The 22896-nt window shown below is 70.9% G+C and carries 22 protein-coding genes; 8 read left to right on the forward strand and 14 right to left on the reverse strand.

The genetic code is table 11. From position 1 onward, the window contains the following. Window positions 1-49: 49 nt before the first annotated feature. Window positions 50-1105 (forward strand): aldo/keto reductase, encoded by a 1056-nt coding sequence (locus L3Q67_RS33815; protein ID WP_499185470.1) that lies wholly within the window; start codon window positions 50-52, stop codon window positions 1103-1105. Between the two features lies 1 nt (window position 1106). Here the strand turns inward: L3Q67_RS33815 and L3Q67_RS33820 are convergent, their stop codons facing one another. Further along, entirely contained in the window at window positions 1107-2702 is a 1596-nt protein-coding gene (locus L3Q67_RS33820) for an amidase (RefSeq protein WP_499185471.1), read from the reverse strand. Here L3Q67_RS33820 and L3Q67_RS33825 point away from each other — a divergent pair. Both L3Q67_RS33825 and L3Q67_RS33830 read left to right on the forward strand, forming a co-directional pair. Continuing rightward, window positions 2701-5835 (forward strand): GH92 family glycosyl hydrolase, encoded by a 3135-nt coding sequence (locus L3Q67_RS33825; RefSeq protein WP_499185472.1) that lies wholly within the window; start codon window positions 2701-2703, stop codon window positions 5833-5835. The genes L3Q67_RS33820 and L3Q67_RS33825 overlap by 2 nt on opposite strands. Then, the gene (locus L3Q67_RS33830) at window positions 5832-8507 is read left to right on the forward strand and encodes a beta-N-acetylglucosaminidase domain-containing protein (RefSeq protein WP_499185473.1); all 2676 of its coding nucleotides are present in this window, start codon (window positions 5832-5834) and stop codon (window positions 8505-8507) included. The genes L3Q67_RS33825 and L3Q67_RS33830 overlap by 4 nt, the downstream gene beginning before the upstream one ends. Window positions 8508-8516: 9 nt before the next feature. On the opposite strand, the gene L3Q67_RS33835 is transcribed toward L3Q67_RS33830, so the two are convergent. Then, window positions 8517-8888, reverse strand: coding sequence for an STAS domain-containing protein (locus L3Q67_RS33835; protein WP_499185474.1), 372 nt, complete (start codon window positions 8886-8888; stop codon window positions 8517-8519). 26 nt (window positions 8889-8914) lie between these two features. Further along, window positions 8915-9388, reverse strand: a complete 474-nt coding sequence (locus L3Q67_RS33840) for an ATP-binding protein (protein WP_499185475.1) — start codon at window positions 9386-9388, stop codon at window positions 8915-8917. 146 nt (window positions 9389-9534) lie between these two features. Here L3Q67_RS33840 and L3Q67_RS33845 point away from each other — a divergent pair, with 146 nt between their 5' ends. Next, window positions 9535-9891, forward strand: coding sequence for an HPF/RaiA family ribosome-associated protein (locus L3Q67_RS33845; RefSeq protein ID WP_499185476.1), 357 nt, complete (start codon window positions 9535-9537; stop codon window positions 9889-9891). 57 nt (window positions 9892-9948) lie between these two features. Here the strand turns inward: L3Q67_RS33845 and L3Q67_RS33850 are convergent, their stop codons facing one another. From L3Q67_RS33850 to L3Q67_RS33870, 5 genes are all read right to left on the reverse strand, one after another. Beyond that, window positions 9949-10599, reverse strand: a complete 651-nt coding sequence (locus tag L3Q67_RS33850; RefSeq protein ID WP_499185477.1) for a dihydrofolate reductase family protein — start codon at window positions 10597-10599, stop codon at window positions 9949-9951. A gap of 92 nt (window positions 10600-10691) precedes the next feature. Continuing rightward, window positions 10692-10991 carry a hypothetical protein gene (locus tag L3Q67_RS33855; RefSeq protein ID WP_499185478.1) on the reverse strand — a complete coding sequence of 100 codons (300 nt, stop codon included), beginning with the start codon at window positions 10989-10991 and terminating at the stop codon, window positions 10692-10694. Beyond that, window positions 10984-11337, reverse strand: coding sequence for a DUF3253 domain-containing protein (locus L3Q67_RS33860; protein ID WP_499185479.1), 354 nt, complete (start codon window positions 11335-11337; stop codon window positions 10984-10986). Before L3Q67_RS33860 ends, L3Q67_RS33855 begins: the two co-directional genes overlap by 8 nt. A gap of 24 nt (window positions 11338-11361) precedes the next feature. Beyond that, window positions 11362-12030, reverse strand: coding sequence for a DNA alkylation repair protein (locus L3Q67_RS33865; protein WP_499185480.1), 669 nt, complete (start codon window positions 12028-12030; stop codon window positions 11362-11364). Window positions 12031-12094: 64 nt separating this feature from the next. Next, the gene (locus L3Q67_RS33870; RefSeq protein WP_499185481.1) at window positions 12095-12883 is read right to left on the reverse strand and encodes an SDR family oxidoreductase; all 789 of its coding nucleotides are present in this window, start codon (window positions 12881-12883) and stop codon (window positions 12095-12097) included. Window positions 12884-13005: 122 nt separating this feature from the next. On the opposite strand from L3Q67_RS33870, the gene L3Q67_RS33875 reads away from it, so the two are divergent. Both L3Q67_RS33875 and L3Q67_RS33880 read left to right on the forward strand, forming a co-directional pair. Beyond that, window positions 13006-13599, forward strand: a complete 594-nt coding sequence (locus L3Q67_RS33875) for a TetR/AcrR family transcriptional regulator (protein ID WP_499185482.1) — start codon at window positions 13006-13008, stop codon at window positions 13597-13599. 53 nt (window positions 13600-13652) lie between these two features. Beyond that, the gene (locus L3Q67_RS33880) at window positions 13653-14636 is read left to right on the forward strand and encodes a BtrH N-terminal domain-containing protein (protein WP_499185483.1); all 984 of its coding nucleotides are present in this window, start codon (window positions 13653-13655) and stop codon (window positions 14634-14636) included. Between the two features lie 106 nt (window positions 14637-14742). Here the strand turns inward: L3Q67_RS33880 and L3Q67_RS33885 are convergent, their stop codons facing one another. The 5 genes from L3Q67_RS33885 to L3Q67_RS33905 all read right to left on the reverse strand — a co-directional run bounded on the left by L3Q67_RS33885 (window position 14743) and on the right by L3Q67_RS33905 (window position 20484). After that, entirely contained in the window at window positions 14743-16257 is a 1515-nt protein-coding gene (locus L3Q67_RS33885; RefSeq protein WP_499185484.1) for a catalase, read from the reverse strand. A gap of 12 nt (window positions 16258-16269) precedes the next feature. Further along, window positions 16270-16731 carry a Fur family transcriptional regulator gene (locus L3Q67_RS33890; RefSeq protein ID WP_499185485.1) on the reverse strand — a complete coding sequence of 154 codons (462 nt, stop codon included), beginning with the start codon at window positions 16729-16731 and terminating at the stop codon, window positions 16270-16272. 78 nt (window positions 16732-16809) lie between these two features. Beyond that, window positions 16810-18588 (reverse strand): GMC family oxidoreductase, encoded by a 1779-nt coding sequence (locus L3Q67_RS33895; protein WP_499185486.1) that lies wholly within the window; start codon window positions 18586-18588, stop codon window positions 16810-16812. After that, window positions 18588-19463, reverse strand: a complete 876-nt coding sequence (locus tag L3Q67_RS33900) for a hypothetical protein (RefSeq protein ID WP_499185487.1) — start codon at window positions 19461-19463, stop codon at window positions 18588-18590. Before L3Q67_RS33900 ends, L3Q67_RS33895 begins: the two co-directional genes overlap by 1 nt. A gap of 175 nt (window positions 19464-19638) precedes the next feature. Then, a complete protein-coding gene (locus L3Q67_RS33905) occupies window positions 19639-20484 on the reverse strand; it encodes an SDR family oxidoreductase (RefSeq protein ID WP_499185488.1) in 846 nt (281 codons plus the stop codon). 80 nt (window positions 20485-20564) lie between these two features. Here L3Q67_RS33905 and L3Q67_RS33910 point away from each other — a divergent pair, with 80 nt between their 5' ends. Continuing rightward, complete coding sequence (locus L3Q67_RS33910; RefSeq protein WP_499185489.1) at window positions 20565-21482, forward strand: AraC family transcriptional regulator; 918 nt, start codon at window positions 20565-20567, stop codon at window positions 21480-21482. Window positions 21483-21558: 76 nt separating this feature from the next. On the opposite strand, the gene L3Q67_RS33915 is transcribed toward L3Q67_RS33910, so the two are convergent. Further along, a complete protein-coding gene (locus L3Q67_RS33915) occupies window positions 21559-22221 on the reverse strand; it encodes an 8-oxoguanine DNA glycosylase OGG fold protein (RefSeq protein ID WP_499185490.1) in 663 nt (220 codons plus the stop codon). Between the two features lie 139 nt (window positions 22222-22360). Between L3Q67_RS33915 and L3Q67_RS33920 the strand changes: the two genes are divergently transcribed. Further along, entirely contained in the window at window positions 22361-22744 is a 384-nt protein-coding gene (locus L3Q67_RS33920; protein WP_499191710.1) for a hypothetical protein, read from the forward strand. Window positions 22745-22896: the final 152 nt, after the last annotated feature.

A 22896-nucleotide genomic window follows, 5' to 3' on the forward strand; every position in this document is an offset into this window, starting at 1 on the left:
CGGGACGAGCCTGGTGCTCGGCAGAAGATCACGAGCACAGGAGGACACGATGCCGCTCACCCTCGACACCTACCGGCTGCTGGGCCGCTCCGGGCTGCGGGTGTCACCGCTGGCGCTGGGCGCGGCGACCTTCGGCACCGAGTGGGGCTGGGGAGCCGAGCAGGACGAGGCCCGTAAGTTGTTCGACCTCTACGTGGAGCGAGGCGGCAACTTCATCGACACCGCCAACACCTACACCGACGGCAGCTCCGAGCGCCTGCTGGGCGAATTCGCCCGCGACAGGCGCGAGAGCCTGGTGCTGGCGACGAAGTACACGACACAGCGGCGGCCCGGCGACCCGAACTCCGGGGGCAGTCACCGCAAGAGCCTGTTCACCTCGGTGGAAGCGAGCCTGCGCCGGCTCGGCACCGACTACCTCGACCTGCTCTACCTGCACGTCTGGGATTTCACCACCCCGGTCGAGGAGATCCTGCGCGGCATGGACGACCTGGTCCGGCAGGGCAAGGTCCTGTACGTGGCCATTTGCAACACCCCGGCCTGGGAGGTGTCGCGCATGCAGGCGATCGCCGACCTGCGTGGCTGGTCACCGCTGGTGGCGCTGCAGATCGAGTACAGCCTGATCGAGCGCACCGGGGAACGCGACCTGATCCCGATGGCCCGCGAGCTGGGGCTGGGGGTGGTCCCGTACTCACCGCTGGCCGGTGGGGTGCTCACCGGGAAGTACACCCGCGACGACCTGACCGCGGCGAAGGACGACGGCACCCGCAAGAGCTTCAACCGCGCGCTGGGCACGGTCACCGAACGCAACCTCGCCATCGCCGATGTCGTGAAGGAGGTCGCCGCGGAGCTGGGTCGTACTCCCGCTCAGGTCGGACTGGCCTGGACGCTGCAGAATCCGAGCGTGACGACCCCGATCATCGGCGCCCGCACCCCCGGGCAACTGGAGGACAACCTGGGCGCACTGGAGATCGACTTCACCGCCGCCCAGCTGACCCGGCTGGACGAGGCCAGCGCGATCGGGCTCGGCTACCCGCACGAGATGCTGGCCAGTGACCACATCCGCGCGGTGACCACCGGTGGCCTGAAGATCGAAGCTCGCCGCTGACTCACAGGGGTGGGTCGACCCGGTGGCGGGTGTGGCGTTCGTAGGCTCCGGCCAGCTCGAACAGGAGCGGTTCGGCGAACGGCTTGCCGAGCAGCTCCAGGCTCGCGGGCAGGGACCGGGTGTAGCCCATGGGGACGCCGATGGCCGGGAAGCCGGTGTTCTCGCTCCACCTGGTGAACACCCCGCCCTGCTCGACGCCGATCGGCTCCGGTGGGCGCATCGCCGAGGCGTACCCGATCGCGTCGAGCCGCTCGTGCGCCATCAGGTCCAGCGTCAGCTCGCGCAGCGCATCGCGGTTCCGCAACGCTTGCTGGTAGTCCACGTTGGATTCGAGGCTATCCGGGTCGACTTCGATCTCCCGGTCGAAGGCTTCCTTGGCGTAGGGGGTGTAGGCGCCGGAAGCGTGCAGTTCGGCGAACGAGCGCACCGGCACGCCCGGCCCGGCGGCACGCAGGTAGCCGGTCATGTCGCGGTTCGCTTCGTAGGTGATCACCGAGGACCCGCCGAGCAGGTCGCGATCCGGCGCGGGCAGGAAGACCACCGTGGCCCCGAGTCTGCGCAGGTCGGCGGCCGCGCGGTCGAGCAGGGCCAGCACGCCCGGGTCGTCCGCGCCGAACAACGACAGTCCACTGCGGACGATGCCGATGCGCTTGCCGTGCAGGGCACCGTGGCGCGCGTGCCAGGCGTAACCGCGCTCGGGCAGCCGGGCTCCGGCGGTCGCCGGATCGGCCGGGTCGGGCCCGGCGACCAGTTGCAGGCCGGTCGCCACATCGGCGACCGTGCGGCCCAGCGGGCCCGGGGTGTCCTGGGTCAGCGCTCGCGGCATGGTGCCCGCCCTGGACACCAGGCCGACCGTCGGCCGCACGGTCACCACGCTGGTGAACGCGGCGGGGATGCGCAGCGAGCCGCCGGTGTCGGTGCCGAAGGCCAGCGGAACGTATCCGGCCGAGACCGCGGTGGCCGGGCCGCCGCTCGAACCGCCGACCGTGCGCTCGGTGGCGTACGGATTGCGCATCGCGCCTTCGAGCGAACTCACGCCGTACACCGCGGCGGCGAAGTCGTCGAGGTTGCCCTTGCCCAGGATGATCGCCCCGGCCTGCCGCAGCCGGGCGGTCACCGTCGCGTCCTCGGGTGGCACCCAGTCGGCGAACAGCGGTGAGCCGCCGGTCGTCGGCAACTCCGCGGTATCGATGTTGTCCTTGAGCACTACGGGAACGCAGTGGGCCGGTGGCAGTGCCGCGCCCCGATGGGCGTCCTTGTCGCGGGCTTCGGCCATGGCGTCCGGGTTGACGGTGATCATCGCGTGCAGCGCGGGCCCGGTCCGGTCGAGCGCGGCGATGCGGTCCAGCGCCGACCGGATGACGTCCGTGCAGCTCAGGCGGTGATGGACCAGTGCGTGGTGCAGTGGGGCCAGGGTCAGCGTGTGCGGGGGTGCCGCGGCCGCCGGCGGGGCCACCAGGAGCACCGAGAACAGGGCGAGCACCAGCGCGCGGTGGGCGATTGTCCACCCGTGTCCCTTGACCGGCCGCTTCCGCCGCGCCCACGATATCGGCAGCGAGGGTGCTTTCACCGACCGATGGGCAGGTGACCGCGTCATGGTGTTCCTCCGCCGGTCGGGCATGGGCGTCCTCGTCCTGTCGCTGCTGTGCGCCGGTGTTCCCGCGGCCGGCGGGAACACCGTGAACAGCACGGACACCTTCGATCCCACCACGTACGTCAATCCGCTGACCGGGACCGCGCCCGGCGACCCGGAGCTCAACGCCAAGATGGGCGACGGCTGGGGCAACGGCAACACCTATCCCGGCGCGACCCTGCCCCACGGCATGACGCAGTGGAGTCCGGCCACCCCGAGCGCCCCACCAGGGGGCTATTCCCACGAAGACACCGAAATCACCGGCTTCGGCCTCACGCACGAATCCGGCGCCGGCTGCCCGATGTACGGCGACGCACCGATCATGCCGGTGCCGCAGCCGCCTGCGGTCTCCCCGGCCGCCGACCCCGCCCGCTACCACAGCGGTTTCCGCCACCACGACGAACAAGCCGCGCCCGGCACCTACTCGGTCCGGCTGGGCTCGGGGATCGAGGTGCGCCTGGCGGCCGCGCTGCGCGGTGGTGCCGGAGCGTTCACCTTCCCCGCCGGCTCGGACGCCACGCTGCTGGTCGACGCGGGCGGCAGCGCCAACGGCGCGAGTGCCGCGAGCGTGCGCATCCTCGGCGACGACACCCTGGTCGGCCAGGTCACCAGCGGCGAGTTCTGCGGCGCTCCGGCGACCTACACGCTGTACTTCGCCTACCGCTTCAGCCGCCCGTTCCACGCCCATGGCACCTGGTCGGCCGACGCGCTGACCCCGGGCGGACGGTCCGCCGACGGCCCGGAATCCGGTGGCTGGGTCACCTTCGGCGGATCCCGGGTGGAAGCCACCGCCGGGATCTCGTTCACCGACGCCGAGGGCGCGCTGACCAACCTCGAAACCCAGTCCCACGACCAGGTCGCCGCCGCGGCACACCGGGCCTGGCGCACCGAACTCGGCCGGATCCGGGTGGCGGGCGGCCGCGAGGAGGACCTGCGCACCTTCTACACCGCGCTCTACCACGTCATGCTCGGCCCGACCGTGTTCAGCGACGCCGACGGCCGGTACCGCGGCTTCGACGACCGGGTGCACCACGTGCGCCCTGGCAGGCTGCAGTACGCCAACTTCTCCGGCTGGGACACCTATCGCACGCACATGCAACTGATCGCCCTGCTCGATCCGCGGCGGGCGTCGGACATGGCCCAATCGCTGGTCGACGCGGCCGGACAGAGCGGGTGGCTGCCGCGGGTCTCCTTCGCCAACCGGCACACCAGCGTGATGGCCGGTGATCCGTCCAGCCCGATCCTCGCCGGTGCGCTCGCCTTCGGTGCCCGGGACTTCGACACCACCGCCGCGCTGGCGGCCATGATCCGCGGGGCCACCGTGCCGGGCGATCCGGCCACCGGCTACGTGCCCCGGGAGGGCCTGCGCCACTACCTGGACCACGGATACCTGCCGATCGGCCTGCTCGACCAGAGCGGCGCGGCCGGGATCACGCTGGAGTACACCACTTCCGACTTCAGCATCGCCCAGTTCGCCGCCGCGCTCGGCGACCGGGGGACGGCCGCGGAGTTCACCCGCCGCGCCCAGAACTGGCAGCACCTGCTCGACCCGGGAACCGGTTCGGTCGCGCCCCGGCTGGCCGACGGATCGCTGCTGCCCGTACGCAGTCCGTCCCGGATGACCGGCTGGGTGGAAGGCAGCCAGGCCCAGTACGCCTGGATGGTGCCGTACAACCTGGACGGCCTGGTCACGGCGGCGGGCGGCCCGGACGCGGTGGTGGCCCGACTCGACGACCACTTCGCCAAGCTCAACGAGGGTTCCCGCTCACGTCACGCCTTCCTCGGCAACGAACCGAACCTCGTCACCCCGTGGGTCTACCACGCGGCGGGGGCACCTTGGCGGACGCAGGAGGTCGTGCGCCGCGCGCAGCGCGAGTTGTTCTCCGCACGGCCGGACGGACTGCACGGCAACGACGACCTCGGGGCGATGTCGGCGTGGTACGTGTGGACCGCGCTCGGCCTGTTCCCGGCCATCCCTGGCCGCGCCGAGCTGGCGCTGACCACGCCGTTGTTCCCGAAAGCCGTGCTGCAGCGCGGTTCCGGGCAGGCGTTGGTGATCCGCGCGCCGCGGGCGCCGGACGCCGGTTACCTCCGCGGGGTGACGGTGAACGGCCGTGTGCACGACCGCGCCTACCTCGATCCGGGCTTCGTCGAAACCGGTGGCGTGCTGGACTTCCGGCTCGGCGACACCCCACGGCGGGACTGGGCGGGCCCCGGGCTGCCCAGTTTCTCCGAAGGCCAGGCGCCCGTGACCGGTGCGGTATCGGGCACGCATCTGCGCTTGCAGGGGTTCACCGATCAGCCGGTCACGGTGACCTGGGCGCTCGACCCGTTCGCGGACCTCACGGTCACTCCCTCGTCGGGCACGGTGACCGTTCCCGCCGGAGGCCGGGTCGACGTGCCGTTGTCCGTCCAGGCCGCCGATGGCGCGCCCGAGGGCTATCGGCGAGCCGCGCTGCGTCTGTCCACAGCAGACGGCAAGCAGTGGCCCGCCCCGACCGCTCGCCTCGTCGTCGCGCCGCCGGACAGCCTGCTCCGGGTCGCCGACAGCCCCGGCGTCAGTGCCGACGACCGGCCGGAACGGGCTGATCTCAACGACTACGGCGGCAGTTACTCGGCACAACTGCTGGCGGCGTCGGGCTTCACACCGGGTGCCGAGGTGGTCCGGGACGGGGTGTCGTTCCGCTGGCCCGCCGCCGCTCCCGGTGAGCCCGACAACGTGGTGGCCCACGGCCAGACGATCCCGCTGCCCGGCGCCCGGCCAGGCGCGCCGACGCTGGGTTTCCTCGGTTCCGCGCTCGGTGGTCACGGCCAGGGGACCGGTTCGGTCACCTACACCGACGGTTCCACCGGCACGTTCACGCTCGCGTTGTCGGACTGGACGCTCAAGGGCGGCAGCGTGCCCGCCTTGCCGGGCAACCGGATCGCCGCGGACATGCCGTACCGCAACTACCCGGCCGGGCCCGACCACACCCGCACCTACCTCTTCTCCACCTCAGCCGCGCTGGACCCGGGCAAAACGGTGGCGAGCGTGACGCTGCCCGCCGATGTCGTGGATCGGGACCTGCACGTGTTCGCGATCGGAGTGGGCGGATGACCCGGGCACTACGGCTTGTCGTCGCGCTGGTGCTGGCTCTCGGGCTGACACCGGCGCCGCTCGCGAGCGCCACACCGGTGCCGTCGATCTTCCCGGTTCCGCAGTCGTTCGCGGTCCGGGGTGAGCCGATCACCATGCCGCCGGTGGTTTCGCTGAACACCGGCGCCACGGCGGATTCGGCGACGGTGGCCGAGGTCGAATCGATCCTGCGGGACTGGGGTGTGCGCGAGATCCGCCGCGATCGCCCGGCGCCCCTGACGATCTGGCTGGGCACGCCACAGGAGAACCCCGGAGCCGGGGAGGCGTTGCGGTGGCTCGGGATCGACGGTCCGGAGGGCTTGCCCGCGGAGGGATACGTCCTGGCGTCGGGGCGGAACACCGTGGTGCTGTCCGGTGTGGACGGAACGGGTTCCTACCGCGCGGCGGCCACGTTGCGGCAGCTGCCGATCGTCGCGGGCGGTCGTACCCGGTTGCCCGCGGTCCAGGTGCGGGACTGGCCGTCGATGCCGTGGCGCGGGCTCGTCGAGGCGTTCTACGGCCCGGCGTGGACCACCGCCGACCGGCTGGCGTACCTCGACCTGGCGTCGACGGCCAAGCTGAACACCTACGTCTACGCCCCCAAGGACGACCCCTACCACCGGGAACGGTGGCGTGAGGCGTACCCGCCGGATCAGCTGGCCGAACTGGGCCGGGTCGCCGGGCACGCGCGGGACCGGCACGTCCGGTTCGTCTTCGCGGTCTCGCCCGGCCTGGACATCTGCCACTCCGCGCCCGCCGAACTCGAAGCGCTCACCCGCAAGTCCGACGCGCTGTGGCAGCTCGGCGTCCGGGACTTCGCGGTGTTCTTCGACGACATCGGCGGCGGGCTGCACTGCCCGGAGGACGAACTCCGGTTCGGCGGCGACCCCTCGCCGCTGGCCGCCGCGCAAGCGCACCTGCTGGGCGAGTTCCAGCGTGCGTTCCTGACCCCGCGGCCGGGCGCCGGGCGCCTGATCACCGTGCCGACCGAGTACACCGGGGTCGGCGGATCGGTGTACCAGCACCGGTTCGGTGAACTGGTGGCGCCGGACGTGCTGATCTACTGGACCGGTGAGAGCACGGTTCCCGCCACCATCACCGGCGCGGACGCGGCCAAGGCCAGTGCGGTCTTCCGCCACGACTTGCTCATCTGGGACAACTACCCGGTCAACGACTACGAGCCGCGCAAGTTGTTCCTCGGCCCGCTCACCGGCCGGGCGGCGGACCTCCCGGCCCACGGGATCGCCGGGCTGACCGCGAACCCGATGCCGCAGGCGCGGCCGTCGGCCATCGCGCTGCTCACCTCCGCCGACTACAGCTGGCATCCCGCCGCGTACCAGCCGTCGAAGTCCTGGCAGCGGGCGATCGAGCAGCTGGGCGGCACAGCCACCGGCGCACTGCGGATCTTCGCCGACGCCGCCCGATCCTCACCACTGGACCCGGTCGAAGCACCCGAACTGGCTTCGCTGATCGACGCCTTCTGGGCGGATCCGGGCGGTGCGGCCGGTGCCGCGCTGGCCGACCGGTTCGCCGGGATGGCCGGTGCGGCCGGGCAACTGAGGGAAGGCATGAACGATCCCGCCTTCGTCGACCAGGCCGAGCCGTGGCTGACCAAACTGCGCTGGTACGGCGTCGCCGGGCAGGCACTGACCGACGGGCTGCGCGCCGAACTCCGCGGCGACGACACGACCGCCTGGCGGCAACGGGTGCTCGCCGGACGCGCCGCGACCACGGCGAGCGAGGTCTACGAACAGGTGGCCGCCGGGGTGGTGCGCCCGTTCCTGGACCGGGCCACGGCCGCGAGCCAGGTGGTCACCCTGGAGGCGGGCGACCGGCTTTCCGCGTCCGTGCGGGCGGGGGAGACCCCGATCGCCCGGGTCGAATTCCGCAGCGGCGGCACGGAAATCGGTCAGGACGCGACCGCGCCCTACGAGCTGGACTGGTCACCACCGCCGGGGCGCCATGTGCTGACCGCGCGAGCCGTCGCGGTCAACGGCGAGGTGGTGACTTCGGCGCCGGTCCGGGTGACCGTGGGGGATCCGCCGCCCGCGTTGCTGCTCACCGGCACCGAGCAACCGGCGGCCGACGAGTCCGTCCGGGAACGGCTGGAGCACCTCGGGTTCCCGGTGGTCGCGGTACCCGCGGCCGTCACCACCGAAGCGGATGCTGCGGGCAAGGCGCTGATCGTGGCGCCGTCGACGATCGCCTCCAGTGACCTCGGCACGAAGTTCCGTGAGACCCCGGTCCCGCTGCTGACCTGGGAGTCCTTCGCCTTCGACGATCTGGGCATGGCCGGTGAGGTCGGCGAGACCTGGCGCGTCGACCGGGTGCGGATGACCGAAGCAGCCGGTCCGCTGGCCGGCGGGCTCACCGGGGAGCAGGTCGTCTACAAGGGACCGAACCGGGTGCGCTGGGGAGTGGTGCCCGACAGCGCGGAACGAGCCGCCACCATGCCGGACGACCCGGCGCTGGTGACGTTGTTCGGCTACCCGACCGGCACGCCGATGCTCGGCACGACCGCGCCGGCTGCCCGCGTCGGCCTGTTCCTCGGTGACGACGGCCTGGACCCCGATGTGGTCACGCCCGCCGCGCTGCACCTGTTCGACACCGCGGTCCGGTGGGCGGTGAAACTCCCGTCGCTTTCCCCGGCGTAGCGCCGGAACCTAGAGCGCTTCTTCGATGGAGTGGTACAGCTTCAGCGCGTTGTCCAGTCCGGCGATCTCGATGGGGCGGATGACGCAGCTGTTGCTGTCCACCACGAGTCGTGGCCGGGGGCTGTGCCGAGAGGCGTCGAGCAGCGCGGTCAGTCCGGCGGCGTTCAGGAAGCCGACCCGGGTCAGGTCGACGATGCAGGGGTCCGGGTGCGCTTGGTCGATGGCGGTGGTCATCGCGTCCAGCAGGGCGGGCGCGGACTCCATGTCGATCTCGCCGACGACCTCGACCACGAGGGCACCCGACACTCTCCGGTGGGTGATGGTCAGCCATTCCGGCGGCGGGGTCGTTCTGGCCGGCTCGCCGAGTGCTTGCTGTGGCACCGTCGCTCCCTTCGCGTGGTAGGGGCTCAGCTGGGACGTGGTCCGCGGGGCGCGGCAGCCAGGTGCGGGGCGTGGCCGCTGCTGCCCGGCTGGTCGAGGGTCAGTTCGGCCCAGACGGTCTTGTGGTGGCCGTGGTGCTGGACGCCCCAGGAGGACGCCAGCCGGTCCACCAGGAGCAGTCCCCGTCCGCCGGTCGCGTCCGCCGGGCGGATCGCGGGTTCGCCCGGCGAGGTGTCGTCCACTTCGATCCGCAACGATCTTCGCTGGTCGATCAGCCCGAACCGGCACAGGCGCGGCGGCTCGCCGTGGCGGTGGGCGTTGCTGACCAGTTCGTCGGCCACCAGTACCGCGTCGTCGACCAGCAGCCCGGCTTCGCCGGAGAGCAGGTCCCTGATCCGCTGCCGGACCTCCCGGTTCCCGGTCACGTCGAGATCGCACACGGCGGCCAGCGGCACCGGTTCGGCCCGTTGTTCACCCCACGACTGTGTCTCCACGGCCATCCACCACCCTCATGTCGGACCGAGTTTCGTGCGGCATAGATACCCTGGCAGTCGCACTGGTCAAACCTGCCGCTGGCCAGGTGCGGTTTGTGCCGAGCGCATCGGGGGTACTGCGGCTGTTAGTTCCAACAGCGGGAGGTCACACAGTGCAGATCCAGGTCAACACCGATCACAAAATCGAAGGCGGCGAACGGCTGGCCGCCTACGTGGAGACCGAGCTCGCGTCCGCTCTCGCCAGGTTCGACGGGTGGCTGACCCGGGTAGAAGTGCACTTCAGCGAAGAAGGCGCGGGACGGACCGAGGACAAGAAGTGCGCGATCGAAGCCCGGCCGGCGGGTTCGCCGCCGGTCGCGGTCACGCACCACGCGGCGACGGTCGACGAGGCCTGCAGCGGCGCGGTGGACAAGCTGGCCAGCGCGTTGGACACCAAGTACTCCCGCGCCCACGACCACAAGGGCGGTGACAGCATCCGCCACCTGCCGGTGACCCCGGAACCGATCTGAGCACCCACGTGGCGAAACGGCCCATCGACAGCACGCTGTCGATGGGCCGTTCCCCTTTCAGCCGGCTGCGCGGGTGAAGGTGACATGCGTGACGCCGCTGGGCGAGGACGTGGCTTCGACCTGGTAGTGCTCCTCGAGCCCTTCGAGTCCGTCCCACAGGCGGACGCCTCTGCCGAGCAGGATCGGGACCACCACGACGTGCAGGTAGTCGACCAGCCCGGCCGCGAGGAAGTCGCGGATGACCGTGGGCCCGCCGCTGAGGCGCACGTCCAGGCCGCCGGCGGCTTCACGGGCCGTCTTCAGCGCCTCGGTGGGTGAGGCGTCGATGAAGTGGAAGGTGGTGCCACCCTCCATCTCGATGGACGGCCGGGTGTGCTGGGTGAGGACGAAGACCGGGATGTGGTACGGCGGGTTGGCACCCCAGGCGCCCTTCCACTCGGGGTCCTCGTGCCAGCCGGGGTGGCCGAACATCCCGGCTCCCATGATCTCCGCGCCGATCGCCGGGTCGCGCTCGGCGAGCGGGCCGCGCTGCCTGGCGAAGACGTCGTCCACGCCACCGCTGCCGCCGGCCTGCCAGAACCGGGTGGCGAACATCCATTCGTGCAGCCGCTGCCCGGCGTGACCGAAGTGCAGTTCGCTGCTCTGCCCTTCACCGGTGCCGAAACCGTCGAGGGAAATCGAAAAGTTGTGCACGCGGACGAGTGACATGGCTGCTGCTCTCCTCGGGTCGGGGAACTCGGTTTGCCCTACAGGAAGTTGGACCGGCGGCGACCGGAAAACTCATCGCTGCCCCGGCCGAGTCAACTCAGGGCGTCCAGTCCGCGCTGCCAGCGTTCCCGTCGCTCGGCGGAGTCCTGGTCCCACCAGGGCGTGCCGCGCTCGCCCAGTGCGACTTTGGCGGTGTGCACGCGTGCCCGGGCGTCGCGTTCGGCGTCGGTGTCCTGGTCGCGGCGGGCCGCGCCGACGTCCCGGCGGGCCCGCATCAGCAGGCTGCGCAACCGGGCCGCCGCTTCTTCCGGGATTTCGGGGTCGGTGGCCCGCCAGCGGCGGCCGTCGACCACGATGAACCGCCCGTCCGGCGTGCGTTCCGGCTCAGCCATCAGCGTGCGGGGACAGCTGGATCCGGATCGGGCCTTGCCACTCGGCGTCCGGGTCGAGCATGCGGCCTCGTTGGGTGAGTCGTACCTGACCAGCTCGGGCTAGGTCGCGGGCCACGTTCCGGGCCTGGGGCAGCAAGGGACGCCAGTCGTCGGCCACCGCCCTGGCCGCGTCGGACGGGCAGGTGCTGCTGTCTTCACCCCGGGCGCGGGCCAGGGCGAGAATGGCGGCCCGCAGCCGGTCGGGCGGGGACCCGGCGGTCAACGCGATGCGGGCCTGCTCCGCGCCGGGGCCGTCACCGTCCCGCGTCCGTTCCAGTTCCCGCCGTGGCCCGGGCACCTCGGTCATGCCGCCAGAATCGCACCGATCGGCTCACCCCGCCTGGCGGCGCACCATCTCGGCGATCCAGGCCGGCGCGAACGGCGACGTGCAGTTCGGCGGGGTCGGGTAGTCCTTGAGCACTTCGAGGCGCTCGCCGATGTCGATGGCGCGGGCGCGGTGCCCGGCGTGGTCGATGCCGATCTGCGCCAGGCAGTGGTTCATCGCCCACTGCAGGCGGTCCGGCGCACCCTTCATATCCGCCTCGATGACGTCGAGCAGGCCGGTGAGGTCCAGGCCGTCCGGCTTCTTCGCCACGCGGTCGGTGGTCAGTGCCCAGCCGGCACCCGCGACCACCGGATCGGCGTCGGCGAACCAGGCCAGGCGCAGGTCCTCGACGTGCGGGCTCTTCTTCACCACGTAGTTCACCAGCCAGTCCTGCACCTTGGGGGTGCGGGCCTCGCGCACCATGGCGTCCAGCTCGTCCCGCCCGAACGCCTTCGGACGGCAGATGAGCATCGCCAGCAGCCTGGCCGCGGTGTCGCCCGTGGCCCAGAGCTGACGCGCGAGGTCCTGCTGCGTCTTCAGCCGCTTCGCGACCGCACGCAGCTTGGTGAGGTTCACCCCGTGGTCGTCACCGTGCTTCTCGTTCACCGCACGTGCTTTCGGGTCCTCGAGGGCGGCCAGTTCGGCCATCACCCCGGCCACCGTCGTCTCGGCCACTTCGGCCTCCTTCCGGAACTCCGTGGCAGGCAGGATAGGGCTCGGACCGCTTCCCTGGCCGCGGTCAGGCCGTTTTGATCGCCCCGCCGTCGATGACGTGGTCCGCGCCGGTGGTGCTGCCTGCCAGCGGTGAGGCCAGGTAGGCGACCAGGGTGGCGACCTCCGCGGGCTCGACGAACCGGCCGGTGGTGACCCCCATCGCGGCAGGTATCCGGGTCAGCAGGTCCGCGTGCGGCACGCCCATCGAACGTGCGAGCTCCGCGCCGTAGCCGTCCGGGGACTCCCACAACGAGGTGCGCACCGGGCCGGGGGAGACGGTGTTCACCCGCACGCCCTGCGGGCTGACCTCCTCGGTGAGCGCCTTCCCGAACGCGGTCAGCGCGGCCTTCGCGGTGGTGTAGGGCATCGGCCCGGCGTGGGGGACCCGGGCGCCGTTGGACGAGATGTTCACGATCGTGCCCTTGCGCCGCAGCAGGCTGGGCAGGGCGGCACGGGTGGTCCGGACCGCGCTGAAGAAGTTCAACTCGAACGTCTGCTGCCACTGGTCGTCGCCGAAGGCGGTGAAACCGCCGGTCTGGCGGCCGTCGCTGTCACCGCCGCCGACGTTGTTGACCAGCAGGTCGATTTCCCCGAACTCGGCCAGTGCCCGTTCGACGAGCCGGGCGGGGCCCTCGGCGGTGGACAGGTCGATCGGGACCGCGACCGCACCGGACGCAGCCAGCTCCGGCGGCACGGTGCGCGAGCCGGACACCACGCGCATGCCCTCGGCGAGCAGCGAGGTGACGATGGCCAGGCCGATGCCGCGGCTCGCGCCGGTCACCAAAGCGGTCTTGCCGGTCAGTTGAAGGTCCATGTTGTCCACCCATCTGCATCACTTGAGACCCGTCTGGTCTCTTAGTTGCGACACTACTGTTGCAAGTACGGCCGCGCAAGGGTCGTGCCTGTAGTGTTTCGACCTGGCGAGAGGAGGTCGTGGTGACACAGCAGGATGAGGCGCGTCCGGCCGGGCGGCCGCGGCGTGCGGATGCCGAGCGCACCGTGCAGGCGATTCTCGAAGCGGCGGAACGGGTGCTCAGCGCCGATCCCACGGCGTCCATCGAGCAGATCGCCGCGGCGGCCGGGGTGGCCAGGACCACCGTCCACCGGCGGTTCGCCACGCGTGACGTGCTGATCGACGAGCTGACCGCCTGGGCCGCCCAGCGGTTCCGCGAAGCGGTGCGCCGCGGTCGCCCGGAGACCGCCCCGCCCCTGGTCGCGCTGTACCAGGTGACTGCGAACGTGCTGGACGTCAAGATCAGCTGGGGGTTCGCGATGAGCCGCACCTCCTCGGCCGATTCCCGCGTGGCCGAGGTGCACGACGAGGTGCGCGAGGAATGCGACCGCCTCTTCCTCCGCGCACGGGACGCCGGGGTGATCCGCGCCGACATCGATCTCGACTGGGCCCGCCACGTCTACTACGCGCTCATTCACGAAGCGACCCAGGTACCCGAGCCAGTGGACACGGACGCGCTCGCCACGCTCGTGGTCGACACGGCGCTGCGGGGAATCGGCGCCAACGGCGGACTTTGAGCGGCACCTCCACAGTGGCATCTCCCACAATGGGAGCGTCCACCATGGGCATCATGCACGTGAACATCGACGCCCGCGGTGGGCAGCACTGCGAGACGACGGCGCTGGCGGTACTGCTGGGGCACCAGGGACTCGAACTGTCCGAGCCGATGCTCTTCGGCCTCGGTTCCGGGCTGTCCTTTGTGTACTGGGACAGCAAGGACCTGGGTTTTCCCTTCCTCGGCGGCCGCGTCAAACCCTTCGAGCTCACCAGGAACCTGGCCACCAGGCTCGGGCTGGAGTTGCTGGTCCAGGAGACCACTTCGGCCCGCAAGGCGTGGCAGAACGTGGCGGGTCCCCTCGACGCCGGACACCCTGTCGGGCTGCAGCTCGACAGCTTCCACCTGGACTATTTTGGTTCGAAGGTGCACTTCGGGGGCCACGTCGTGGCCATGTACGGCTACGACGACCGGAACGCCTACCTGGTGGACACCGAGCAGCAGGGCGGGGCGGTCTCCACCAGCCTGACCAGCCTCGCCCAGGCCAGAGCCGCACGCGGGCCGATGACCGCCAAGCATCGGTCCTTCACCCTCACCGTCCCCGGAAACCGGCGCCCGGCACACGACCAGCTCGTGCTCGCCATCACCGCCTGCGCTGAAGCCTTCCTCGATCCGCCCATCGCCAACCTGGGGCACCGGGGCATCGAAAAGACCGGCAAGTCGGTGCGCGACTGGCTCCAGCGGACCGACAACCCGCAGCAGGACCTACCGCAAGCCGCCCTGCTGATGGAGAAAGCGGGCACCGGCGGCGCGTTGTTCCGCAACCTCTACCGCGATTTCCTCGCCGAATGCACCGGACTGGTCGACAGCGAGCACCTGCGTTCCGGCCACCGGCTCTACGCCGAGGCGGCCACGCTGTGGACGGAAGTCGCCGCGCTGATCGCCCAAGCCGGGGAATCCGGTGACGAGCAATGGCTCGTGCAGGCGAGCACCCTGCTCGGCGACCTCGCCCGCGTGGAGCGCGAAGCCATGCAAGCGTTGCGCCGCATGGGGGAATGACCAGGGAGGCGCGGGAACGCCCCCAATGCTATGAGTGGGGCATTACTTGCATCCATTGCAAGTAATGCCCCACTCATAGCATTCGCATGCTCCCCCCGGGACACCGTCAGGCCTTGCGCTGCATGCTTTCCCTGGCCGGGTTGCCCTGCTCGCCGGCCTTCGGGTCCTTCTCGTCCTGCTTGTCGCGGACACCGGCTTCGACGCGGTCGCCGAGGTCCTTGTCCACGTTGTGCCAGTAGTCGAAGGCACGCTGCAGCACCGGTTCGCTCACGCCGTTGAGCAGGTGACCGACGATGTTGTCGACCAGGCGCGCCCGCTCGTCGTCGTTGAGGACGTCGCGCACCATGGTGCCCGCCTGGCCCCAGTCGTCGTCCTCGGCGTGGTCGACGTAGGCAGCGCGGACCATCTCACCTTCCGCGGCCCAGCCCGCCGGGGTGCCGTAGCGCTGCAGGTCGGCGCGGGGCCCGCCCTTGGAGTTCGGCGCGTACACCGGGTCGGAGACCTTGGTGTAGCGCATGCTGCCGTCCTTGCTGTAGCTGTGCACCGGCGAGGTCGAGGCGTTGACCGGCAGCTGCTTGTAGTTCGCGCCGATGCGGTAGCGGTGCGCGTCGGCGTAGGCGAACAGCCTGCCCAGCAGCATGCGGTCCGGGCTCGCCCCGATGCCGGGCACCAGGTTGCTGGGTTCGAAGGCGGCCTGCTCGATCTCGGTGTGGTGGTCGGTCGGGTTGCGGTCCAGGGTCATCCGGCCGACCTCGTGCAGCGGGTAGTCGCCGTGCGGCCAGACCTTGGTCAGGTCGAACGGGTTGAACCGGTAGTCCTTCGCCTCGTCGAACGGCATCACCTGCACGTACAGCGTCCAGCTCGGGTGCTCGCCGCGGGCGATGGCCTCGAACAGGTCGCGGGTGTGGTAGTCGGTGTCGGCCGCGGCGAGCTGGTCGCCCTCGTGCTGGGTGAAGGTTTCCACGCCCTGGTCGGTCTTGAAGTGGTACTTCACCCAGAACCGCTCACCCGAGGCGTTGATCCACATGTAGGTGTGCGAGCTGTAGCCGTTCATGTGCCGCCAGGTGCGCGGGATGCCGCGATCACCCATCAGCCAGGTGACCTGGTGCGCCGACTCGGGGGAGAGGGTCCAGAAGTCCCACTGCATGTCGTGGTCGCGCAGGTTGTTGTCGGCACGCCGCTTCTGCGACCGGATGAAGTGCTGGAACTTCAGCGGGTCCTTGACGAAGAAGACCGGCGTGTTGTTGCCGACCATGTCGTACACGCCTTCGGTGGTGTAGAACTTCAGCGCGAAGCCACGCGGGTCGCGCCACGTGTCGGGGCTGCCGCGCTCGCCGGCCACGGTGGAGAACCGGGCGACCATCTCGGTGCGGACCCCCGGCTGGAAGACCGCGGCCTTGGTGTAGAGGCTGACGTCCGCGGTCACCTCGAACCGGCCGAACGCCCCGCTGCCCTTCGCGTGCGGCTGCCGCTCGGGCACGCGTTCGCGGTTGAACTGCGCCATCTGCTCGATGAGGTAGTGGTCCTGCAGCAGGATCGGACCGCCAGGGCCGAGGGTGAGCGAATGCTCGTCGCTTTCGACCGGGATACCGGCGTCGTTCGTGGTGGGCTGGTCGCTCATCGGTTCCTCTCATCAGGGGGTGGGAGCGGCCCCTCCGGCGCACGCCGGGCACAGCCCCCAGAACACGATCTCCGCCTCGTCGACGGAAAATCCGGAGTACCCGGCGGGTTCCAGGCACGGCGCGGCACCGCGCACGCAGTCGACGTCCTCCGCGCGGCCGCACCGGCGGCACACCACGTGGTGGTGGTTGTCACCGGTCCGCCGTTCGAAGCGGGCGGGCTGCCCGGCGAGGTCGATGCGCCGCACCAGCCCCGCCTCACCGCAGGCGGCGAGCACGTCGTAGACGGCCTGCACCGAGATCCGGCCGAGCGCCTCGCGCGCGCCGCCGACGATGGCGTCGGCGGTCGAATGCGGGTGGTCGGCGAGCCAGCCGAGCACCGCCAGGCGGGGCCGCGTCACCCGCAACCCGGCTTGGCGGAGTTCGGCGTGCGACGCGGTGTGAACCACTGCGCACCCCCCATAATCTGGAACCATTCGAGTTATCCAGGGGTACCCGGGGCCTTTCGTGTTCACACCTCCCCCGTTCGCGCGACGGGACGAGGGGGCCTGGTTTCAGTCGAGAGCGCCGTCCAGCACGGCTTGGGTGACGCGGTCGTCCAGCGAGCTGACCGGGGCTTCCGCGGTGACCCAGTGGGCGCCGCCGAAGTACTTGGTGAAGATGTGCTCGGCGGTGCGGGTGGCCACCGCCTGGGTGGTCAGGGTGGGGTTCGGGCCGCCGAGGGCGTTGGCGAGCGCGGAGTTGTCGCCGACGAACAGGCGGTCGACCCACCGCGCTTCGGCGTGCGGCCCGAGCACCGAATCGGCGGGGTCGGTGCCCATGCGCATCGTGGAGTGCACGTGCAGCGGGACCGGCGGGAAATCCATGCGCAGCACGGTTCTCGCGCCCGCCTCGCGGAGCACGGAGGCCCCGCGTCCACAAAGGAATTCGCGGTTGCGCTGGGTGCGTGCGCTGCGGTTGCGGTGTTCGAAGATCACCTTGGGGATGGGGCCGTGCTCGTCCGGCGGCAGGATCGAGCGCTCCACCCGGTTGTCCGCTTCCACGTCGTCGTCGGTGAGCACCAGGATGTTGACCAGGCGGTCGACGTCGGACAGCGCGGCCTTGAGCTCGGCACCGACCACCCGGCCCGCCTTGCCGTCCCAGGCGCCGGTCGGGCCGCGGCCGTTGTCGTAGGCCCCGCGCACGCCGCTGTCGCTGAGGCCCATGCTGAGGGCCTGCAACGCGGGCGGGAGCCCGACCTGCTCGATCGCGCCGTACCCGGGGAAGTCCGCCCGTGCCGAGGAGGACGCGCCCTTGGAATTGCCGGTGTACTCGTCGAACACGCCGATCACCCAGTCGATGGCGTGATCGGTGTAGCCGCGGCCCACCCAGCCGTTCGGGTCGGGCAAGCCGCTGTTGAGCCACAGCCGTGGGTTCTCGGTGCACCCGCCCGCCAGCACGACCACGGCCGCGGTCTCCTCGTGTTCGGTTCCGGTGCGCGTGTCACGCCAGCGCACACCCCGTGCGACGGTCCGGCCGCCGCGTTGCTCGGTCAAAACCTTGGTCACGAAGGCGTCGGGGACGAACGACGCGCGGCGGCCGCCGGACGCCCACCTGTCCGCGGTGAGCATCATCGGCAGGTAGGAATTGTCCGTCTGCCGCTTGGCTTTGAGGTTCCGCGGCGCCTGCCGTGGTTCGAGGCAGCCCTGGAAGCAGTAACCGCAGAACGTGCAGCCGGTGGCCTCCGGGAACCTCAGGTGCGCTGACTCGTTCGTCCGGCCCGCCGTGCCGCCGGGTTGCAGGATGGCGTTCTCCTGCGGCCGGAAACTCGCCCGCAGGATGTCCTTGGTGGTGTTCACCGGCAGCCCGAGCCGTTCGCAGCCGCGGAAGAACAGCGCCTCCTTCGTGCCCATCGCCGCGGTCTGCACGGGCAGCGTCGCTTCGACCCACTCGTAGTAGGGGATCAGGTCGCGGTAGCCGAAGGGGAACAGGTGCGCCACGTCGTAGGCGCCGCGGTCGGCTCCGGTGTAGTCGGTGAACACCCCCGGCATGGCGCGCGGTGAGTTGCCGAAGTAGTGCTGCGTGGTGCCGCCGGATCCGGCGAGCTGGAAGGTGAAGGCGTACTGCGGCAGCTCGCGGAACCACGGCGGCTGCTCGAAGCGGTCCGACGAGCCGAAGCGGAAGTAACCGTCCGCCGGGCTGTTGCAGTCGTTCTCGTAGCGGGACCACTGGTTCTCCGGGTCGCGGTAGAACGGTCCCGCCTCCAGCACCAGCACGTCCAGGCCGCGCCCGGCCAGTTCCTTCGCCACCACCGGCCCGCCACCACCGGCGCCGGCCACGATCACGTCACGCATCAGCCTTCTCCGTACTCGGGCGCGGTCGCCACCGCCCGTCGTCCCTGGTAGTAGCCGAGGAATTCGTTCCAGCCGTCCGCGGGCACGGTGCGCCCGGGCATGTAGCGGCTCAGGTCCCAGCCGACCGGCCGCCGCACCGCTTTCCCGCTCGCCCGATCGAACACCGCGTATTCGGTGTAGGCCGAGTAGGTCGACAAGGTCAGCAGCAGCCCGCCCGCGTACTTCAGCAAGCCGGACGCGGTCTCGTTGAGCGGTTCGGGCAGGTGGCCGTCGATCAGCTCCACCAGCGCGGGGTTCGCCTGCTCGATCCGCTGGAAGGCGTAGGCCTTCTCCTGGTGGGTCAGGTTCGCGAACGGTGAACCGGCGATGGGCCCGGCGACCGAAGTCGCCCGGACCTGGGTCGCCGCCACGTTCATCAGCAGCGCCAGGACCAGCGACATCGGCAGGGTGCGGTCGTTGCGCAGGGCCAGCTGGATGACGTCGTCGAGCGTCGCGCCCACCGCCTCCAACGGCGCCAGCAAGCCGCCGAGCAACGACGACGGGATCGGCACCTCGCTGACGCCGGTGGTGAAGGCCGCGGTGAGGGCGTGCACGTAGGCGTCGGGCCACGGCACGAAGAAGTCGACCGTGCGCTGGAGCAGCGCCGGCGAACCCGCCTCGACCCCGCCCGGGGTGGGGCTGGTCAGGCCCTGAGCCGCGGAGTACCGGTCCGGCCCCGGCACGCCGAACACGGCCAGACCGGCGTAGGTGTCCGCGGTGAGCAGGTTCAGCGCGGGCTGGACAACCAGTTCCAGCAACGGTTCCAGGGCTTCCGGCACGTCCGCCGACGCGCGCGCGGGCAGCACGCCGCCGACCGCGGCGACAGCGCCGAGCAACCCGGCGCGGATGAGCAGATCCCGCCGTCCCAGCAGCGCGGACGGGCGTCCGTTTCTCGGTGGTGGGGAGTCACCCAGCCATCGTCATCGGAGTCTTCCATGATCGCCCGCCGGGCGACGGGAAGTTGTGCCCCGCTTGACAAAAGCGCTTCGCGGACCGCTCATCCGCGAGTAGTCAGGACGGCCAGCTCCCGGCGGCCGCGGTGGCCTCGGCGAATTCGGCGAAGGTGCGCGGCGGACGGCCGAGGGCGCGCTGCACGCCGTCGGAGACGTATTCGTCGGTGCCCCTCCTCAGTGGTTCGATGACGTCGGCGAAGGCTTCGGCGTCCGCGGGCGGCAGTCCCACCTGAACGAGTTCGGCGATGTAGTCCTCGACGGAGAGCGGCACATAGCGGATCTCCCGGCCGGTGGCCTCGGAAATCGTGGCGACCGCCTCGGTCAGCGACACCGCTCGCGGGCCGGACAGCTCGTAGATCCGGCCGGAGTGCCCTTCTTCGGTGAGTGCGGCGACCACCACCGCGGCGATGTCCTCGGCGTCGACGAAGCTGGCCGCCCCTTCCCCGGCGGGCAGTCGCAGTTCACCGGCGCGGATGGCGTCGGCGAAGAAGCCCTCGCTGAAGTTCTGCGCGAACCAGCCCGGCCTGCTGATCGTCCACTCCAGACCGCTCTCGCGCACGGCCGCCTCGCTGTCGACGAGACCGTCCAGCATTCCGCTGCTGTCCTTGGCGTAGTCCGGGTTGTCGATGCCGCGTCCCGAGGCCAGCACGACCCGCCGCACCCCGTGCGCCACCGCCCGCTCGACGAGCGGGCGGACGAGCTTCGTGCCGTCCAACTGGACGATGTAGACCGCGGACGCGCCCTCCAGTGCGGAATCCCAGGTGCCGCGGTCGGTCCAATCGAAGAGGTGCTCGCCGCCCCGCGCGGCGGCGCGAACCGGCAGTCCCTTGGCGCGCAGTCGCTCGACGACCCGGCGGCCGGATTTGCCGGTCGCGCCGGTGACAAGAATCGGTTGTTCAGCCATGACCCCAGTCAACCGGCGGTGATCGAGACGATCCATGGCTGGAAGCCTCCGGATGATGTCTGGGCGTCTACACTTCGCCCATGGACGCCGTGTCGGAGTTGCTGGCGGACGTACGGGCACGCGGAGCCGTCTTCCGGCAGACGATCATGCGGTCACCCTGGGCGCTGCGGATGTCCACTGGCGCACCGCTGACGCTGGCCACGATGCTGCACGGCGAAGCGTGGATCGTGCCCGAGCAGCACGAACCCGTGCGCATCGGCGTCGGCGACATCGCCGTCGTCCGCGGCGACGTGCCCTACTCGGTGGCCGACGATCCCGCCACCACCCCCGCGCTGACGGTGACCGACGCCGACTACTGCCCGGGCGCCGGTGGCCTCGAAGACACCCGGACCTGCGGCACACCCGCCGAAGGAGCCGCCGTACTGCTCAGCGGGGCGTTCGAGCGGCGGGGAGAACTCAGCGAACGGCTGCTGCAGGCCCTGCCCGCCGTGCTCGTGGTGCCCGCCGGGGACAGCGCCCACCCGTCGGCTGAGGTGGTGGCCGAGGAGATCACCAAGGACCGGCCGGGCCAGCAACTGGTGCTGGATCGGCTGCTGGACCTGATGCTGGTGTCCGCGCTGCGCTCGTGGTTCGACAACCCGCTCGCCGGGGCACCCGCCTGGTGCCGCGCGATGGACGACCCGGTGGTGGGCACCGCGTTGCGGCTCATGCACGACACCCCGGCCCACCCGTGGACGGTGGCGAACCTCGCGGCCAAGGTCGGCGTCTCACGGGCCGCGCTCGCCCGGCGGTTCACCGCGCAGATCGGCGAGCCGCCGATGGCCTACCTCACGAGCTGGCGCATCGCACTGGCCGCGGACCTGCTGCGGGGGACCGGCCACACCGTCGACACGATCGCCAGGAAGGTCGGCTACGCGAACGCCTTCGCGCTGAGCGTGGCGTTCAAGCGCCTGCGCGGCGTACGCCCCAGCGAACACCGGAGCCGGACCGGGCAGTAACGCGAGCGCTCCCCGACGTGGGACGGGCCGCCGTTCCGGCTGGTCTACGAGAACCCGGGGTTCCGCGTCTACCAGCTCACACCACCGGGTACGTGAGGTCCTTGGGCCTGCCGCGGAAGAGGGCGCGCTCGAGTTCGTCGGCGGCGCGGCCGTGGCGCCGGGCCCAGCGGGCGAGCAGGTCGCAGTAGCGCTGGTAGGTCTGCGCGGACCAGTTCCCCGTGGGCAGGGACTTCCAGTCGGCGTGATCGCGCAGCGCCATGGCCACCACGCTGTCGAGGATCAGGCACGGGTGGTCGGGCGCGCCACCACCGGCGAAGTAGAGGAACTTGGTGAAGAAGGCGGGGCCGAGCCAGGGAATCACGTTGCGCTGTACCGGTCGCAGGAGGGTGTAGGCCGCGGCCGGGGCGTGGCGGGACAGTTCCCGGGCTTCGGTGAGCACGTCCTTGATGAGGGCCGTCTCGTCGCGGATGCTGTCGAGTCGGCGGGTGTTGTTGCGCAGGTAGTGCCCCGAGCCCCACGCCAACGCGCGCCACAACAGGGTGAACACGTCGTCCGCGGCCGACCACACCTCGGCCCGGCTCAGCCGGTCACCGGCGGGTGGCGTGCCGGGCAGGCCGCGGGAGGTGATGGCGTGGTGCCACCACTGCGTCCGGATGGCAATGCTGTGCTGGGCCACGGCGATCGCGCGGGACTGGGCGGGAATGGCCCAGCCAGGCAAGGCCAGGTCGGTGGTCGGCATACCCATGAGTCGCGGACCGGGCACCGGTGTTACCCGCGCGGAACATCCCGCTTGGCAAGTCCCTGGCGTTCGCTCGATGCGGTGTTGAGGTGTGTCGGGGACGCGGGCCCGGTGATCTCTGCCGGACACTGCGGCGGTGATGAACACGTCGATGGAGGATGCCGGCCGTTGCCTGCTGTCCGTGGCCTGGAACATGCGCGGCGGTCACTCGGCCGAGTACAGCCGGAGCCAGGAAATCCGGGACCACCTCCAGCTCGTGTGCCGATCCACCGGGCATGCCGCGTGCGCATGGGCACGCACCCACGGCGCCGGCTCGGCGGCGGACTACCTGCCGTTCCTGCAGCTGGCGGACCTCGCCTACGAGATCGACACCCTGCTGCTCCTGGTCACCAGCCGCCTGGTGCCGGAAGTGGAACGCGACCTGCGGCGGTGGGACGAAATCGAGGCGCTGGTGCTCCGAGCCGAGCGGCTGACCGAACACACCGCCCGCTTCCTCGGCCGATCCCTCACCGCCCCCTGCTGAGCCTTCGCCGTGATGTCACGAATGTGGCTTTGGGGGCGGATTCGGCCCCGAAAGCCACATTTGTGTCGCGGACCGGGGTCGCGGGCGCGGCGCCAGGTGCTGCGACGTTCGACGAGGTAGGTCGCGCCGTGAATGTGGCTTTCACGGCACAT

It is taken from the genome of Saccharothrix sp. AJ9571 (assembly GCF_021725495.1).
GTDB classification, from domain to species: domain Bacteria; phylum Actinomycetota; class Actinomycetes; order Mycobacteriales; family Pseudonocardiaceae; genus Amycolatopsis; species Amycolatopsis magusensis.

Bases quoted from the DNA above. Each gene is read 5' to 3' on its own strand.
- L3Q67_RS33880 (WP_499185483.1), top strand. From the start codon at position 13,653: ATGCACGTGAACATCGACGCCCGCGGTGGGCAGCACTGCGAGACGACG.
- L3Q67_RS33905 (WP_499185488.1), bottom strand. From the start codon at position 20,484: ATGGCTGAACAACCGATTCTTGTCACCGGCGCGACCGGCAAATCCGGC.
- L3Q67_RS33825 (WP_499185472.1), top strand. From the start codon at position 2,701: ATGGTGTTCCTCCGCCGGTCGGGCATGGGCGTCCTCGTCCTGTCGCTG.
- L3Q67_RS33915 (WP_499185490.1), bottom strand. From the start codon at position 22,221: ATGCCGACCACCGACCTGGCCTTGCCTGGCTGGGCCATTCCCGCCCAG.
- L3Q67_RS33920 (WP_499191710.1), top strand. From the start codon at position 22,361: ATGAACACGTCGATGGAGGATGCCGGCCGTTGCCTGCTGTCCGTGGCC.
- L3Q67_RS33890 (WP_499185485.1), bottom strand. From the start codon at position 16,731: ATGGTTCCAGATTATGGGGGGTGCGCAGTGGTTCACACCGCGTCGCAC.
- L3Q67_RS33870 (WP_499185481.1), bottom strand. From the start codon at position 12,883: ATGGACCTTCAACTGACCGGCAAGACCGCTTTGGTGACCGGCGCGAGC.
- L3Q67_RS33855 (WP_499185478.1), bottom strand. From the start codon at position 10,991: ATGGCTGAGCCGGAACGCACGCCGGACGGGCGGTTCATCGTGGTCGAC.
- L3Q67_RS33910 (WP_499185489.1), top strand. From the start codon at position 20,565: ATGGACGCCGTGTCGGAGTTGCTGGCGGACGTACGGGCACGCGGAGCC.
- L3Q67_RS33885 (WP_499185484.1), bottom strand. From the start codon at position 16,257: ATGAGCGACCAGCCCACCACGAACGACGCCGGTATCCCGGTCGAAAGC.
- L3Q67_RS33860 (WP_499185479.1), bottom strand. From the start codon at position 11,337: ATGACCGAGGTGCCCGGGCCACGGCGGGAACTGGAACGGACGCGGGAC.
- L3Q67_RS33895 (WP_499185486.1), bottom strand. From the start codon at position 18,588: ATGCGTGACGTGATCGTGGCCGGCGCCGGTGGTGGCGGGCCGGTGGTG.
- L3Q67_RS33840 (WP_499185475.1), bottom strand. From the start codon at position 9,388: ATGGCCGTGGAGACACAGTCGTGGGGTGAACAACGGGCCGAACCGGTG.
- L3Q67_RS33820 (WP_499185471.1), bottom strand. From the start codon at position 2,702: ATGACGCGGTCACCTGCCCATCGGTCGGTGAAAGCACCCTCGCTGCCG.
- L3Q67_RS33815 (WP_499185470.1), top strand. From the start codon at position 50: ATGCCGCTCACCCTCGACACCTACCGGCTGCTGGGCCGCTCCGGGCTG.
- L3Q67_RS33850 (WP_499185477.1), bottom strand. From the start codon at position 10,599: ATGTCACTCGTCCGCGTGCACAACTTTTCGATTTCCCTCGACGGTTTC.
- L3Q67_RS33830 (WP_499185473.1), top strand. From the start codon at position 5,832: ATGACCCGGGCACTACGGCTTGTCGTCGCGCTGGTGCTGGCTCTCGGG.